Origin of the sequence: Natronospira proteinivora, from assembly GCF_024170465.1 — a bacterium.
Classification (GTDB): domain Bacteria; phylum Pseudomonadota; class Gammaproteobacteria; order Natronospirales; family Natronospiraceae; genus Natronospira; species Natronospira proteinivora.
In genome coordinates this window covers 954445-968243 of record NZ_JALJYF010000002.1, presented here as the reverse complement: position 1 = coordinate 968243, position 13799 = coordinate 954445, and the positions used below count along the sequence as shown (strand labels likewise).

17 protein-coding genes are annotated in these 13799 nt (G+C 59.4%); 7 read left to right on the top strand and 10 right to left on the bottom strand.

Annotated features, from left to right (window positions below):
* Nucleotides 1–73 precede the first annotated feature (73 nt).
* The 4 genes from J2T60_RS11420 (at nucleotide 74) to J2T60_RS11405 (ending at nucleotide 5263) form a co-directional block, all read left to right on the top strand.
* Nucleotides 74–1666, top strand: a complete 1593-nt coding sequence (locus J2T60_RS11420) for a putative bifunctional diguanylate cyclase/phosphodiesterase (RefSeq protein WP_253450183.1) — start codon at nucleotides 74–76, stop codon at nucleotides 1664–1666.
* 257 nt (nucleotides 1667–1923) lie between these two features.
* A complete protein-coding gene (locus J2T60_RS11415) occupies nucleotides 1924–3462 on the top strand; it encodes a BCCT family transporter (RefSeq protein WP_253450180.1) in 1539 nt (512 codons plus the stop codon).
* A 29-nt stretch (nucleotides 3463–3491) separates the two neighbouring features.
* Nucleotides 3492–3941 (top strand): hypothetical protein, encoded by a 450-nt coding sequence (locus J2T60_RS11410; protein ID WP_253450177.1) that lies wholly within the window; start codon nucleotides 3492–3494, stop codon nucleotides 3939–3941.
* Nucleotides 3942–4015: 74 nt separating this feature from the next.
* Nucleotides 4016–5263, top strand: a complete 1248-nt coding sequence (locus tag J2T60_RS11405; RefSeq protein ID WP_253450174.1) for a putative porin — start codon at nucleotides 4016–4018, stop codon at nucleotides 5261–5263.
* A gap of 71 nt (nucleotides 5264–5334) precedes the next feature.
* Here J2T60_RS11405 and J2T60_RS11400 read toward each other — a convergent pair whose 3' ends face one another.
* Entirely contained in the window at nucleotides 5335–5568 is a 234-nt protein-coding gene (locus J2T60_RS11400; RefSeq protein WP_253450170.1) for a hypothetical protein, read from the bottom strand.
* A gap of 170 nt (nucleotides 5569–5738) precedes the next feature.
* Here J2T60_RS11400 and J2T60_RS11395 point away from each other — a divergent pair, with 170 nt between their 5' ends.
* Together J2T60_RS11395 and J2T60_RS11390 are read left to right on the top strand one after the other, a co-directional pair.
* Nucleotides 5739–6080 (top strand): SET domain-containing protein, encoded by a 342-nt coding sequence (locus J2T60_RS11395; RefSeq protein WP_253450167.1) that lies wholly within the window; start codon nucleotides 5739–5741, stop codon nucleotides 6078–6080.
* Entirely contained in the window at nucleotides 6077–6607 is a 531-nt protein-coding gene (locus tag J2T60_RS11390) for an outer membrane beta-barrel protein (RefSeq protein WP_253450165.1), read from the top strand. Before J2T60_RS11395 ends, J2T60_RS11390 begins: the two co-directional genes overlap by 4 nt.
* 124 nt (nucleotides 6608–6731) lie before the next feature.
* On the opposite strand, the gene J2T60_RS11385 is transcribed toward J2T60_RS11390, so the two are convergent.
* The 7 genes from J2T60_RS11385 to pspA all read right to left on the bottom strand — a co-directional run bounded on the left by J2T60_RS11385 (nucleotide 6732) and on the right by pspA (nucleotide 11108).
* Complete coding sequence (locus J2T60_RS11385; protein ID WP_253450162.1) at nucleotides 6732–8138, bottom strand: KamA family radical SAM protein; 1407 nt, start codon at nucleotides 8136–8138, stop codon at nucleotides 6732–6734.
* A gap of 215 nt (nucleotides 8139–8353) precedes the next feature.
* Nucleotides 8354–8569 carry a hypothetical protein gene (locus J2T60_RS11380; protein WP_253450159.1) on the bottom strand — a complete coding sequence of 72 codons (216 nt, stop codon included), beginning with the start codon at nucleotides 8567–8569 and terminating at the stop codon, nucleotides 8354–8356.
* Nucleotides 8570–8631: 62 nt separating this feature from the next.
* The gene (locus J2T60_RS11375) at nucleotides 8632–9435 is read right to left on the bottom strand and encodes a hypothetical protein (protein WP_253450157.1); all 804 of its coding nucleotides are present in this window, start codon (nucleotides 9433–9435) and stop codon (nucleotides 8632–8634) included.
* A 24-nt stretch (nucleotides 9436–9459) separates the two neighbouring features.
* Complete coding sequence (gene pspC / locus J2T60_RS11370; RefSeq protein ID WP_253450154.1) at nucleotides 9460–9861, bottom strand: envelope stress response membrane protein PspC; 402 nt, start codon at nucleotides 9859–9861, stop codon at nucleotides 9460–9462.
* An 11-nt stretch (nucleotides 9862–9872) separates the two neighbouring features.
* Complete coding sequence (locus tag J2T60_RS11365; protein WP_253450151.1) at nucleotides 9873–10163, bottom strand: PspC domain-containing protein; 291 nt, start codon at nucleotides 10161–10163, stop codon at nucleotides 9873–9875.
* Nucleotides 10160–10411, bottom strand: a complete 252-nt coding sequence (gene pspB, locus J2T60_RS11360; RefSeq protein ID WP_253450148.1) for an envelope stress response membrane protein PspB — start codon at nucleotides 10409–10411, stop codon at nucleotides 10160–10162. Before pspB ends, J2T60_RS11365 begins: the two co-directional genes overlap by 4 nt.
* Before the next feature lie 25 nt (nucleotides 10412–10436).
* Nucleotides 10437–11108, bottom strand: a complete 672-nt coding sequence (gene pspA, locus J2T60_RS11355; protein ID WP_253450145.1) for a phage shock protein PspA — start codon at nucleotides 11106–11108, stop codon at nucleotides 10437–10439.
* Between the two features lie 183 nt (nucleotides 11109–11291).
* Between pspA and pspF the strand changes: the two genes are divergently transcribed.
* Nucleotides 11292–12326 (top strand): phage shock protein operon transcriptional activator, encoded by a 1035-nt coding sequence (gene pspF / locus J2T60_RS11350; RefSeq protein WP_253450142.1) that lies wholly within the window; start codon nucleotides 11292–11294, stop codon nucleotides 12324–12326.
* Nucleotides 12327–12396: 70 nt separating this feature from the next.
* Here the strand turns inward: pspF and J2T60_RS11345 are convergent, their stop codons facing one another.
* Nucleotides 12397–12876, bottom strand: a complete 480-nt coding sequence (locus J2T60_RS11345; RefSeq protein WP_253450139.1) for an outer membrane beta-barrel protein — start codon at nucleotides 12874–12876, stop codon at nucleotides 12397–12399.
* Nucleotides 12877–13052: 176 nt separating this feature from the next.
* Nucleotides 13053–13565, bottom strand: a complete 513-nt coding sequence (locus tag J2T60_RS11340) for a porin family protein (RefSeq protein WP_253450136.1) — start codon at nucleotides 13563–13565, stop codon at nucleotides 13053–13055.
* Between the last annotated feature and the right edge of the window lie 234 nt (nucleotides 13566–13799).

Genomic DNA, 13799 nt, shown 5'->3' with positions numbered 1-13799 from the left:
CAGTTCACAGTTTCATAACCCCAGCCCCAGCAGCTGCTATAGTTCTTCAAGGTGACCAAGGACTGGAGAAACCATGGAGCTGAATGATTACCTCTCCCGGCGACGGCCGGGCATCTATGCGCTCAGCATCTCATTGACCTATCTGGTCTTGGCGGTCACCTGGATCGGGTTCTCGGATCAGTGGGTGGCCCGACTGGCGGATGAGCCCGAAACCGTCAGCCAGCTGCAGACGCTCAAGGGCATTTTCTTTGTGGTGGCCACGGCCACCATGCTCTTTCTGTTTACCTACTGGACCGGTCAATCCCTGCTCCAGGCCAATCGCATGGACCAATGGTCCCGGCGCGACCCCCTCACCGGCCTGGCCAGCCGCGTCCAGATCATGGAAATCCTGAAGCAGGGCTTGGCACATCGGGAGCACAAAGGCGGTCAGTTGGCGGTCATCATCCTGGATGTGGCCCAGTTACGGCGAATCAATGAAAGCTTCGGGGTGGCCGCCGGGGATGCGGCCCTGCTGCAGCTGGCCCATCGCCTGCGCCATGAAGCCGGCCCCAACATCAGCCTGGGCCGGCCGGGCGCTGGGCAATTCGTCGCCATCGTTCAGCCGCCCTGTGAGACGGAAATGGCAATCAGCTGGGCCGAGCGACTTCTGCAAGTCACCCGGGAAGCGGTGCAGGTGGGCGGCCGGGCCATTCGATTGCGACTGGATGCTGGTATTGCCCTGGCTCCGGATGACGGCGATGATCCCCAGACTCTGATTCAACGAGCCCATACTGCGGTGTTCCGGGCCAAGAAGCGGGAGAACCCCAGCGTCTGCTTTGCCTCGGAGCTACAGAGCGGGCCCAGCCAGCAAAGCCTGAAGCTGGAATCGGATCTGGGCCTGGCCCTCAAGCGGAAACAATTCCAGCTGCTTTATCAACCCATTGTCAACGCGCTGGATGGCCGGATTGAAGGCTGTGAAGCCCTGATCCGCTGGGAGCATCCGGAGATGGGTTTAATCCCGCCCAATCGCTTCATCCCCCTACTGGAACAATCCGGACAGATCGTGGACGTGGGCGCCTGGGTCATTGATCAAAGCCTGGCGCAACTAAGGCGAGTAGCGGATCCTGCCCTGTCCATGAGTATCAACCTGTCCCGGCGCCAGCTGTGGGACAGCAGCCTGACTGGCACCCTGGAAGCCGCCTGCCGGCGCCACCACGTGGACAGGCGGAAGGTCTGCCTGGAGGTGACGGAATCCCTGGCCATGCATGACCCGGCGGGCACCAGCGAAATGCTCCGGGAGCTTCAGCAAATCGGCTACTCCCTGGCCATGGATGATTTTGGCTCGGGCTACTCCTGCCTGGCTTATCTCAAGCAATACCCCCTGGATATCCTCAAGATTGACAGGGCTTTTGTCAGTGGCGTCCCTGAGGACCAGGGCAATCGGGATTTGCTGGAGATCATTATCCACATGGCCAAGCGCTTCAAACTCAAAACCGTGGCCGAGGGGGTGGAGACCGAGACCGAATGCCGCACCTTGCAGACTCTGGGTTGTGATTTTCTGCAGGGCTACTGGCTGGCTCGCCCACTTACCGGAGAGGGACTGGAAGCCCTCATGGTACGTCATAATGGCTACCTCTCCCTGGAGCCCAGCTTTCGCAACACACTCAAAAGGACCGCCAGCCCCTGAGGGACTGCCCAGGCCCATCTCATCGTGGTGAGCATGCCCCGCTAGGCAGTTTCTTTGGCAGAGACCGGATCTGGCTGCTACGGTATGAGGATGGGTTTGCCGCAATGGCAACACCTCTATCGACAAAAGGGGCCTCCGCTTCATACGGCCCTGGCGACATCAAATAAAAACCCGACTTGGCAATACCATACCGGGACAGACAAAGTCGCGCACCAACCCGTAGCAACTTTTGCGCGGCGTTCTCAAGGAGAAGCCGAATGAAAGTGAATCCTGTTATTTTCTTCACATCAGCCATTTTGGCGGTGTTGTTCGTGATCTACACCGCAACCTTCACCGTCCAGGCCAGCGAAGTCTTCGGTCAGGTTCAGTCCTATATCGTGGAGAACCTGGGCTGGTTCTATGTGATGAGCGTAACCATCTTCCTGGTTTTCGTCATTTACCTGCTGTTCAGCCGCTTTGGCGAGATCACCCTGGGCAAGCCCGGGGATGAACCGCAATACAGCCGTTTTTCCTGGTTCGCCATGCTGTTCAGCGCGGGTATGGGCATTGGCCTGCTGTTCTTCAGCGTGGCCGAACCCCTGTTCCACTACTCGTCGCCCCCCAGCGGGACCGAGGACAATGTGGAAGCGGCCCGGGAGGCCATGCGCATCACCTTCTTCCACTGGGGGCTGCATGCCTGGGCCATCTATATCGTCATTGGCCTGTCTCTGGCCTATTTCGCCTATCGCCATGATTTACCGTTGACCATCCGTTCCACGCTATACCCCATCCTGGGTAACCGCATACACGGTGGCATTGGGAACACGGTGGAAATCATTGCCGTGTTCGGCACCCTGTTCGGCATTGCCACCTCCCTGGGCCTGGGGGTGACCCAGATTAACGCCGGCCTGGCCCATCTGGGCTGGTTCGAATCCAATATAACCAACCAGATCATACTGATCGCCGTCATTACCCTGGCGGCCACCATCTCGGTGTTCTTGGGCCTGGATAAAGGCATTAAGCGCTTGAGTGAGATCAACCTGGTGCTGGGGCTGGCCCTGGTCCTGTTTGTCTTCCTGCTCGGGCCCACCACCTTCCTGCTCATGTCTTATGTGCAGGGCACGGGTGCCTACCTCTCCAACCTGGTGAGCATGAGTCTGCAGACCGACGCCTATGAGGGGCCGGAATGGCAGTCGGCCTGGACCATGTTCTACTGGGGCTGGTGGATTTCCTGGTCACCCTTTGTGGGCATGTTCATCGCCCGCATCTCCCGGGGACGGAGCATCCGCGAGTTTGTGGCCGGGGTGTTGCTGGTGCCGACCCTGCTGACCTTCGGCTGGCTGACGATATTCGGCAACACGGCCCTGTATTTGGAGCTCAATGACCTGGCCAATCTGGCCGGTGCGGAAAACGTGACTGATACGGCTCTGTTCCTGTTGCTGTCGGAGTTTCCGTTTGCCGCGCTGACCTCGGTAGTGGCGGTCATTGTAATTGCCACCTATTTCGTGACGTCCTCGGACTCCGGCTCGCTGGTGATCGACACCCTGACCTCCGGCGGTGAACTGAACACGCCCAAGTGGCAGCGGGTGTTCTGGGCCCTGTCGGAAGGGGCCATTGCGGCCGTGTTGCTATTGGCCGGCGCGAGGGCCGTCGCCAATGGCGGAGAGGAGGATGTGGACGCGGCCACCGGCCTGGAAGCGTTACAGGCAGCCGCCATCACCACGGCACTGCCCTTCTGCATCATCATGCTGGCCATCTGCTGGAGCCTGTACAGAGGGCTTTCCCGCGACAAACAAGCCAAATCCCTCAGCCGCTAAGGGCGGACGCAGAATCAGGAGTCACGACCATGAGTAACTGGAAAGAAAAACTGAAAAACATGGTGGAAGGCGCCTCCGAGCCCCAGGCGGATATGGAAGCCGCCCAACGCAAAGTGGATACTCGGCGCGAGGAGATCATGCAGTTCATTCAGGAAACCGTCCTGCCCGCCTTCGATGACATCAAGCAGGAGTTGGAGCAATACGGGCGGGAGGTGGAAGTCACCCCGGGCAAATACAAGGCCCGCTTGGTGGTTTATCTGAATGAGGCGGAAGAGTTCTCCTACGTTATTCGGGGCGACGCCTCCCACCATATGTCCTTCGCTTGGCCCGTGATTCGGCCCGGCGAAGAGGACAATGAAGTGGCCCGGGCTGAGATCCAGCGGCCCGGTGGCTTAAAGCGTGCATTCAAACTCGCCGAGTTCACACGAGAGGGCATCATTGAGGACTTTCTAGAGGGGTACAAGAACTGGGTGCAATGACATAGGCACCGGCGGGGCGGCTTGCGCCCCGCCAACCCCTCGATTCGAACGCGACTCAAGGAGCGTCAAGAATCATGAACAACAAGAATCGTTTCATCCCGCACTCAGCCACGCCCATTACCCTCCTCGCCTGTGCCGGCTTGCTGACCGCCCCGGCGGCGATGGCCGATCCACGTGCCAATGCGGATGCCATTGAAGGGCTGGAAGAGCGCCTTGTGGATCTGGAAGACACCCACGGCGAGTTCACTCTGGGTGGTGCGGCCTGGCTCAATTACGAATACAACACCTACGACGACCAGATACAGGACCGCCTGGGTGATTTCCGTTTTGACCTGATTCGCATCGAGGCCCGGGGCAGTTCCGGACCCTGGGAGATCAGCGCCCAGTATCGCTGGTATGAGTACATGGATGTGATTCACCATGCCTGGATCGGCTATGAGCTGGAAAGCGGCGCCCAGCTGCAGACCGGCATCAGTCAGGTGCCCTTCGGCCTGCAGCCTTATGCCTCTCACAGCTACTGGTTCGGCGTACCCTATTACCTGGGCTTCGAGGATGACTACCAGGCCGGGGTGAAGTATGTGAACCAGACCGGCGAATGGGACATTCAGGCTGCCTACTATCCCAATCCGGCCATCGCCACACCCAGTTCCAATGATCGCTACGCCTGGAACGTCGTGACCAACCAGGACCTGGATGCGCCGGAAGGCTATGAAACCCAGGCCAACCGCCAGAATGACCAGGCCAATCTACGGTTGGCCCGAACCTTTTTCCAGGACAGCGACTTTCCCACCGAGATCGGCCTGTCCACCCAGTATGGCCGGCTCTACAACGAGATCACCGAGGAGCATGGTGATCACTGGGCCACGGCCCTGCACTCCCGGACCAACTTTGGCGAAGACGAGGCCTGGGGCCTGGAACTGGAGTGGATCAACTACCAGTACAACCCCGAGAATCCCGAAGGGATCAATGACGATGCCGTGCTCTACGGGGCCTTCCTCTTCGACAGCCTCGCTGCCGCAGAGGGCGATCTCTACATCGCCAACCTGACCCGGGATTTCCACGTGGACTGGGGCCCGGTGAGCCACCTGACCTGCTATATCAATTACAGCGTGCTGGACAAGGCGCCCCAGGATTTCGCGGATTCCGAACTCCACACTACCGGTTGCGCGGTCACGGCCGGCCCCACCTATACCTTTGTGGACATTATCCGAGGCAAGAACCATAACTTCATGGGCAGCGACCCAGTGACCGCCTTTGCCCAGGGCGATCCCAATGCCGACTGGGAGACCCGCTTTAACATCAACATTGGCATTTATTGGTAATTCACCCGGATTTTGGCCCCAATTGGCCAGGGATGGCCGCTTTAAGAGCAGGGCCGCCTACAACAGCGTCGTCATTCGTCGGCCGAATAAGGGACGCGCTTGAGGGCACCACGGATTGACACCCCACCACTGACCACCACCATATCCCGACAAAGCTGGGATATTTCAGACAGGCCGTTGGCATACTCTGCCCCCGCGGGAGGGCCAGGATCACGCCATTGGGTATAGGCAACCACACCGCATACCACCAGGATGACCAGGGCCAGAATGGTTTCGGTGGGCCGGTTACGCAATCCTTTGATCATTTTTCGCCACAACATGGCGAAGACACCGCAAGTTGCGTGCCAAAGCACCACAAAGCTCGTAGGGGGCTGTTCGCCGGGCCGGTGCCGAACCATTTCCGCGATACCCGGGCGTTTTCCCGACCAGATGTGGCACAATTTGCTCCATCTTGTCAGTTAACGAGGAATGCATTTTGGCCAAGTACGATACCGAGCAGCATCCGCTGGTCTACGCCGGCCCATCCGAGATTCACGGCACCGGTCTTTTTGCCCGCAAGGCGATTCGCAAGGGCCGTCACATCGGCACCTATGAAGGCCCCAGCACCCGCAAGGACGGCATGCACGTGCTCTGGGTCTATGACGAAAATGACCAGAACCCCGTGGGCCGCAATGGCAAGAACATCCTGCGCTACTGTAATCACAGCAGTCGCCCCAACGCCGAGTTTGACGGTTTTGAACTGTATGCGGTGCGGGGCATCAAGAAGGACGAGGAAATCACCTTTCATTATGGCGACGACTGGGATGACGAGGAATGAGCCGTTTAGCCAAGTATCCTCAAAGCCTGTTGCTGCTCAGCTGCCTGGCCACGAGCCTGCTCTGGTCCGAAGCGGTGGATGCCAGCTTCCAGCTCCGAGCCCAGCAGGAAACCACCAGCACGCCCGCAGGCACCATTCGCGGCACCTCCCTGCGGGGTCACTGGCTGGCCTCACCCGGTGTACCGCTGGGCAACGGCTGGTTCCTGCGGCCCGGCGCGGAAGGCGCTTACGGTCGCTTTGAACGAGGCAGCCGAGAACAGCGTTTCTGGGAGGCCGGCGGCCTGGGACAGTTGAATTATCCCGGGGAATCGGTGGGCTTTTATGTGCAAGGGGGATTGTCTTACATCAACATGGCGAACCGGGACGATACCGTCGGCGCCATCTTTACCAGTAATGATGTGGTCTCCCAGGTAGAAGTGGGGATTCGAGTCCACGAGGGCATGCGGCTGGACCTGGGCTATCGCTATCGCCGTTATCACGACCAGAATTTGAGCACCCGGGGCTTCGTCCTCGGTCTAAGCTTCTAAGCCCTCGTGGGCCAGTCACTCAAACGACCATCGCAGGGCCAGCTCGTAAGTGGTATCCAATGAAAAAGGCCCCGACCACCATCCGGGCAGTCGAGGCCTTGTCGCGAGATCAGCACTGGCTTAATTAGACCAGTTTCTTGCCTTCCAGGAAGGTGCGGGCGTCTTCGCACATCTGGCGGTACTCGGCGTCGAAGAAAAACTCCTTCTCGCCGAAGGCCGGCTGCAGCTGATCCAGCCAGGTGGCTTCGGGATCGTACTTGGCGAAGAAGGGCCGGTTGACCCAATCCGGGTTACGGCCCTGGATGAAGCGCAGCACGATCACCTTCTCGCCCTTCACTTCGGTCACACCCTGGATTTCCACCTTGCCGGGCCCGGCACTCATGGACGGGCCCCGGGCGGTACGGCCCAGTCCGGAGACCTTCTGCATGGCCTGCTGATAGATCTCCCAGGCACGGACCAGTGGCACTTCGAAGTAGGCCTTGGCCCCGGTATCCCGCTCCACAAACATATAGTAGGGGATCATGCCCAGGCGAACCTGCTCGTTCCACATGCGGGACCAGACTTCCGGATCGTCGTTGATGTTCTTGAGCAGGGGGCCCTGACAACGGATCTCGGCACCGGTCTCCCGCACCCGGCGGATGGCCTCGTGGGCGATGTCGGTCTGCATTTCCTGCCAGTGATTGTAGTGGGCCATCACGGCCACATGCTTGCCGGAGGCCACTAGCTCACGAAACAGCGCCAGCACGTCATCGGCATCTTTGTCGGTGACAAAGCGATAGGGCCAGAAGGACAGGGCCTTGGTGCCGATACGGATGGTCTGGATATGATCAAAGGCCTCGGTGGTGAGCGGCTCCAGATACTCCCGCAGCTTGCGGGTCTTCATGATCATGGGGTCGCCGCCGGTGAGCAGCAGGTCACTAATCTGCTTATTGGACAGCAGATAGCTCTGCATCTTTGCCGCGTCATCCGAGGCAATCTTGAATTCCTGATCCCCCACGAACTGCGCCCAGCGGAAACAGAAGGTGCAGTAGGAGTGACAGGTCTGGCCGTTGGAAGGGAAGAACAGCACGGTTTCATTGTATTTGTGCTGCAGTCCGTCAATCACCTCACCGTCATCATCTTTGGGCAGATTCATCTCCTTCTGCCCGGCCGGATGGGGGTTGAGCGCCTCGCGCAGCTCACGGGCCTTGGTCTTGATTTCCTTCTTGTCGGCACCCCGGCGATGCAGCTCCGCCATCTCTTCATAGAGTTCCGGCGGCAGCATGTCCCGCTGGGGGAAGGTGAGCTGATAGAGGGGATCGTTGGGGACCTTTTCCCAATCGATCACGTCATTGATCATGTACTCGTTGACCCGGAAGGGCAGCACACTGGACACCACCTTCATCTCGAAGACGGTCTGCTCGTCGAGCTTGGACAGATGCTCGATCTTGTCCAGATTCTTGTCCGTAAAGACCTTGAAGCGGCGCGGCTCCAGATCGGATTCCGTCGCTTGATTCATGCGCCCTTCTTCAATTCTGGTCACCTTGGACATGGTCACCCCCATGTAACGTTACGCGCCGATTTTTTCGGCATAAAACCAGAACCGCGGGCACTGGGCCCGCGGCAAAAGACCGGATATGTTAACAGGCGGACAGAGTCTCCGGCTAGTTTCGCCGCCCAGGGATTTAGACCCGGGTGGTTTCTGCAAGTTCTCCGGCCTGAATAATCATCATTACAATCAGCATGTTGGCCTGCAACAAGCCCGACTCAGAGGCGATCGAATTCGTCTCGCAGGCGAGAGCGACGATCGGTCACGATGGCCTCCAGTGCCTCCACCCGCTCTCTCAGCTCGGCCAGCTCCTCGCGCACCTGACGGCTGGCGCCGCCATCCAGTTGTTTGCGGCGATTCTTGAGCCACTCGGAGATCACCCCACACACCGTGACCACCACCACAATCGCCACTACCATCTCAAACGGCCCCATAGCCTTCCCTCTTTGCTTTTCTGATCAATTGAATTGAATGGATTGGATGATCCGGCGTCACGCTACAGCCGCACACGGTCCAGAATGCCTTCCAGCACCAGGCTGTAGATCTTGCGATGCTTTACTAGACTGCGGCGGGTATCAAAAATAGCCAGAAACAAACCCGCCAGGCCGGTCAAGCCCATCAACCATCCGCCCAGCGACCAATCCATAACACCGATGAACCCCCACGCCATCAACAACAGGACAAAGAGGGCACCGCCCCAGCCGCCCAGGTAATCCTTGCGCTGATTGGAGATATCGGCAAACAGGGTGACACGGCTGTAGCCGGTCTCCAGGGGAATCACGCTGAGGGAGATGGATTCCGCCCCCGCCAGACGATAGCGCCGCCCGCTGAAATCCAGGCTGCGCTCGATGATTCCCGCCAGGTCCCCGCTGGGTTCCCAAACGGACAAGCCCCCACCCTGACGAATGGCTTGCAGGCCTTCGGCTTTCAGCTGGGCTTCCAGCTTTTCCTGTAGAGGGCCCGCCGACATCGGCAAAGAGCGTTCCACTCTCACCACAGTCTCACCCAACAAGCGATCCAGTAGGGGATGGCTGTCCGGGATCACCGCCTCGGGTACTTGGCACTGCATTTCCCGCAATGCCCGGCGAACGTACTCCGGCGCCAGACCCACGTCCTCGGCGATCCGGATCACTTCGGCCTCGCTGAAGGTACCCAAAGCCCCATCCCCATCGGCGGATTGCAGTTCCGCCGCCCGGCGAACAATGTGCTCCAGCTCTTCGGGGCTGTATCCCGGCGCCTGCGGCGTGGATTGCTCCGTGGCGGGCCCAGCGTGGCGATCCGCTTTTGCATCAGCATTCATCGTCTATCTCCGTCCCAAGAGCGATCAGCGCTCCAGATCGCGGAACTCACGATCCAGATTGTAGCGCCCGGAGGTCACATAGCGCTCCATCTTTTGGAGGCGGCGTTCCATGTCCCGGAAACGGCCGCGCACCGAGTCAAACGTGGAGGCCGGCGAGGCGCGCATGGACCGCCAGAAACGCTCGTCCTCTTCACCGCGGTACAGCCGGGGCGGGCGCTTGGACAGCACCAGGGCCAGCACGATATAGGCGGTGATGACAAAAGGCATGAAAAACAGGGCCAGCACCACCGTGATCAAGCGGATCCCGGCCGGATTCACGCTCAGGTAATCGGCGATGCCGGCACAGACCCCGGCCAACCAGCCGTTATAGGGGTCCCGATAAAGCCGCTGGGGCCCGTCACCATGGATATTGTTGATTCGAGTCATCGTTTTCTTCCTCAATCGCTTGCTTCACGGGCCGCCGCCCGCCAGAAATCCCGTTCGGATTGACGCCCGCGCCACAACAGCCGGCGGCGGGGCAATAGCAAGGCGCTTAGCAAATAGGCCGTCACCGTGGCCGCGGTGAAAAATACCAGAGCGATCAGCGCCAGCACCCGCAGCCCCCAGGGATTGATGCCCAGGCGATTAGCCAGGCCCGAGCAGATACCAAAGATCACCGCGGTTTCCGGGTCCCGATAGAGACCAAAAGGGGGTCCGGAATGCTCTCCATGCACGCGATACGGCTTCATTTCGGCCTCCTCCATTCACTGTTCTGCTCATCCAGAATCCGCTCAAGCGTCTCAATACGCTCTTCCATGCGGCCAGCGCTCTCCCACAGCTCCTCGAGCATGTGCTCGTCTTCCCGGGACAGGCCCCGGGATTGACGCCACCGGGTGATGTAGTGCAGCAAGAGCCACAAGGGCACCACGATGGTGATGAAGACGATGGCCAGTACAAAGGTCATTTCACTCATAAACCGCAAGCTCACTTCTTCCACGAAACATCCCCTTTATTGATCCGGCTCAGCCCTTGTCGCCGCCCCGCACGCGGGCCTTGAGCGCTTCCAGTTCGCTCTGCACCGCCTGCTCCGATTCCAGCTCGTCAAAGGCGGCCCGCAGGCCCGGCTCCCGGCCCATGTCCATGGCCTCGGCATCGCCTTCCATGCGGTCCAGGCGCTGCTCATAGCCCTCGAAGCGGGACAGGGCATCGTCCAGGCGCCGGTCATGCACGTGGCGACGGGCCTCCAGACGGCTACCCACCGCCTTGCGCCGCTGAATCAGGCTCTTCTGGCGGCTGCGGGCGTCATCCAGCTTGGCCTGGAGACGACCAATGTCTTCGTTGAGCTGCTCCAGATTGTCGGCCAGCGTCTTGTCCTCGGCCTCGATCCGCTCCAGCTGCTGGGCCAGCTGATTCTTTTCCAGCAAGGCCGCCCGGGCCAGATCATCCCGCTCTCGGCTGATGGCCAGCTCGGCCTTCTCTTCCCATTCCCGGATTTCGCTCTCCACCTGGGCCCGACGCCGCCCCACAGTCTTGCGGTCGGCAATGGTGCGGGCCGCGGTGGAGCGAACTTCCACCAGGGTTTCCTCCATTTCCTGAATGATCAGGCGGACCATCTTTTCCGGATCCTCGGCCTTGTCGAGCAGGGCATGGAGGTTGGAATTCACGATGTCGCTAAAGCGGGTAAAAATGCCCATGTATCTCACCTCATGTTGATCGTTGGGTTCCGGTGGCACATTGGCGTGCCTCACCGCCTCTTTTGCAGCTACCGTGCCAACCTCGTAAGTAATTGTTTTTCATGAACTTAATAAATTTCCCGCCGATTAAAAAATGGTCTAGAATGTCATTATTTGGTTATTTTCACCGACGCAGGTGGTTTAATGGACCAACAACTACGTCATCGTTCCGGACTCATCGGAGAGTCCAGCGCCTTTCTGGAAATGCTGGAGCATGCCTCCAAGGCGGCCTCCCTGAGCAAGCCGGTACTGGTCATCGGTGAGCGGGGCAGCGGCAAGGAGCTGGTAGCCGAACGCCTGCATTACCTCTCGCCCCGCTGGGATGGGCCGCTGGTTCGGCTTAACTGCGCCACCCTCAATGAGTCCTTGCTGGAAACCGAGCTCTTCGGCCACGAAGCGGGGGCCTTCACCGGCGCGACCCGCCAGCATCCCGGCCGCTTTGAGCGGGCGGACGGGGGCACGCTGTTCCTGGATGAATTGGCTACCATCTCGCAGCGCATGCAGGAACAGCTGCTACGGGCGGTGGAGTACGGCGAGTTCGAACGGGTGGGGGGCAACGAGACATTGCGCGCGGATGTGCGGGTGGTGGCGGCCACCAATGCGGACCTGCCCAAGATGGCCCGGCAAGGCGCCTTTCGCCCGGACTTGCTGGACCGCCTGGCTTTTGACGTGATTCGGGTCCCGCCCCTGCGGGAGCGGCCTGAAGATATTCTGCCCCTGGCCGAGCACTTCGCCATTGGCATCATCCGGGAACTGGGGAGGGATTACTTCCCCGGCTTTGATGAACGGGCCCGCCAGCAGCTGCTGGATCATCCCTGGCCGGGCAATGTGCGGGAACTGAAAAACGCGGTGGAACGCTCCGTCTACCGGGAAGAAGAACCCGATGCCCCCATCAGCACCATCGCCCTGCATCCTTTCGGCTCCCCGTGGCGGGCAACGGAAAGCGAAGCGGATCTGCCTGGGCAAGACAGCATGGAGGCAGCCGGAAAGAATACCACCCCCCTAAGTCACACCGCACCTCCCGACGATCTGGACCAGGCCCTCACGAATCTGGAAACCCATTGGATTCGGGGGGCACTCGAGCAGAACCGTTTCAATCAGAAAGCAACGGCCCGCGCTCTGGGCTTGAGATACGACCAGCTACGCACTCGCATCAGAAAGTATCGAATCCCGATCTGACTTGAGCGATGGCTTTGGCGTTTTTCATACGCCCCGCCTTAGCGGCAAACAAGGCGGGTATGGAGCGGCGCTAGAAACGGTAAGCAAAGTTGAATTGGAAGGAATCGATATTATCGCGAGTCACCAGCTCTCCCCTCAGATCCAACTGCTGGGTAATCCGGTAAGCGCCACCAATTCCCACCATGATGCCGTCATCATCACCGAAATCGAGACCGGCACGACCCAGCAAGCTCCAATGACCGGTCAGGGGCAGGCTCACCACCCCGTTGGCCCAAAGCCCACGGGCGGACACGCTCCCGGGGCTCCAGCTCCGGTCCATATTGCCCGTATTCATATAGCCCACTTCCGCCATGATACTGGCATCGCCAAGAATCGGCCCGAAATCGTAGCCCCCCAGCACCTGGGCACCAAACGCGCCGTCCAGGCCGGAGGCAGAGTTATGAGACAGACCACCGCCGATGTAGAAATTCTCCAGATCCTGGGCCATGGCATTGCTGGCTGCCAGACACACCCCAAGCACGAAAGCAGATCCAAAATATTGACGCTTCATTGATCACTCCTTGTCGATGGATGTGAGACCTGAGACAGGTCGAGACAAGGAATTATCCATTGGATATTCATTTTTGTATATCGGGTTTTTTCCATAAAAGAGATCTTTGGGACACAAAAAACCCCCGCCGAATTTCCCCGACGGGGGTCGATACTGAGCAAAGCCAATGGGGTGGTTTAGAAACCCACCACGAAATTGCCCTGGATAGAGGTAATGTTGTCACGTTCAACCAACTCACCACGGAGCTCGAAGTCGTCACCGAAGTGGAAAGCTGCACCACCGCCGATCATGAAACCATCATCATCGCCGAAGTCCAGACCGGCGCGGGCAAAGAAGGACCAAGTCGGGTTCAGGCGATAGCGCACGCCACCGGTGGTCCAGATACCGGAATGGTCCATTTCACTGGTAACCGGCTGGCCAAACCAGGTGGTGGTGGACTCGAAGTCGTCCGTTTGCATGTAGCCAGCTTCCACCAGCAGGTCCAGCTGGTCGACGCCGAAAATCTCGCCGAAATTGTAGCCACCGAAGACCTGGAAACCAAAGGCATCATCCCAGCCGGACAGGGAGTTATTGCTGATACCGCCACCGGCGTACATATTGCCGGCGTCGAACTCCATCGCGTCCGCGGCGACGGGGGCGGACAAAGCCAGCCCAACAGCAGCTGCCAAAACACCACGCTTCATCATCATGAATACTCTCCTTGGTTTTACTGATATGGCCATCAGCCCGAAGAATTTCTTGCTGGTTTTCGGGCTCGGTCATGCTTGTCACCCACCACGCTCAGCGGTGAGAATGAACCTTTTGATCCACTGCGTATTTTAGCAGACGCGCGCCGCTGGAATGACCCCCCCTGAATGGGGTCCCCCATAGTGCCACAGCTGGGTGGCAACGGTGAGCGAGACCTATTCACTGGAACCTGATTG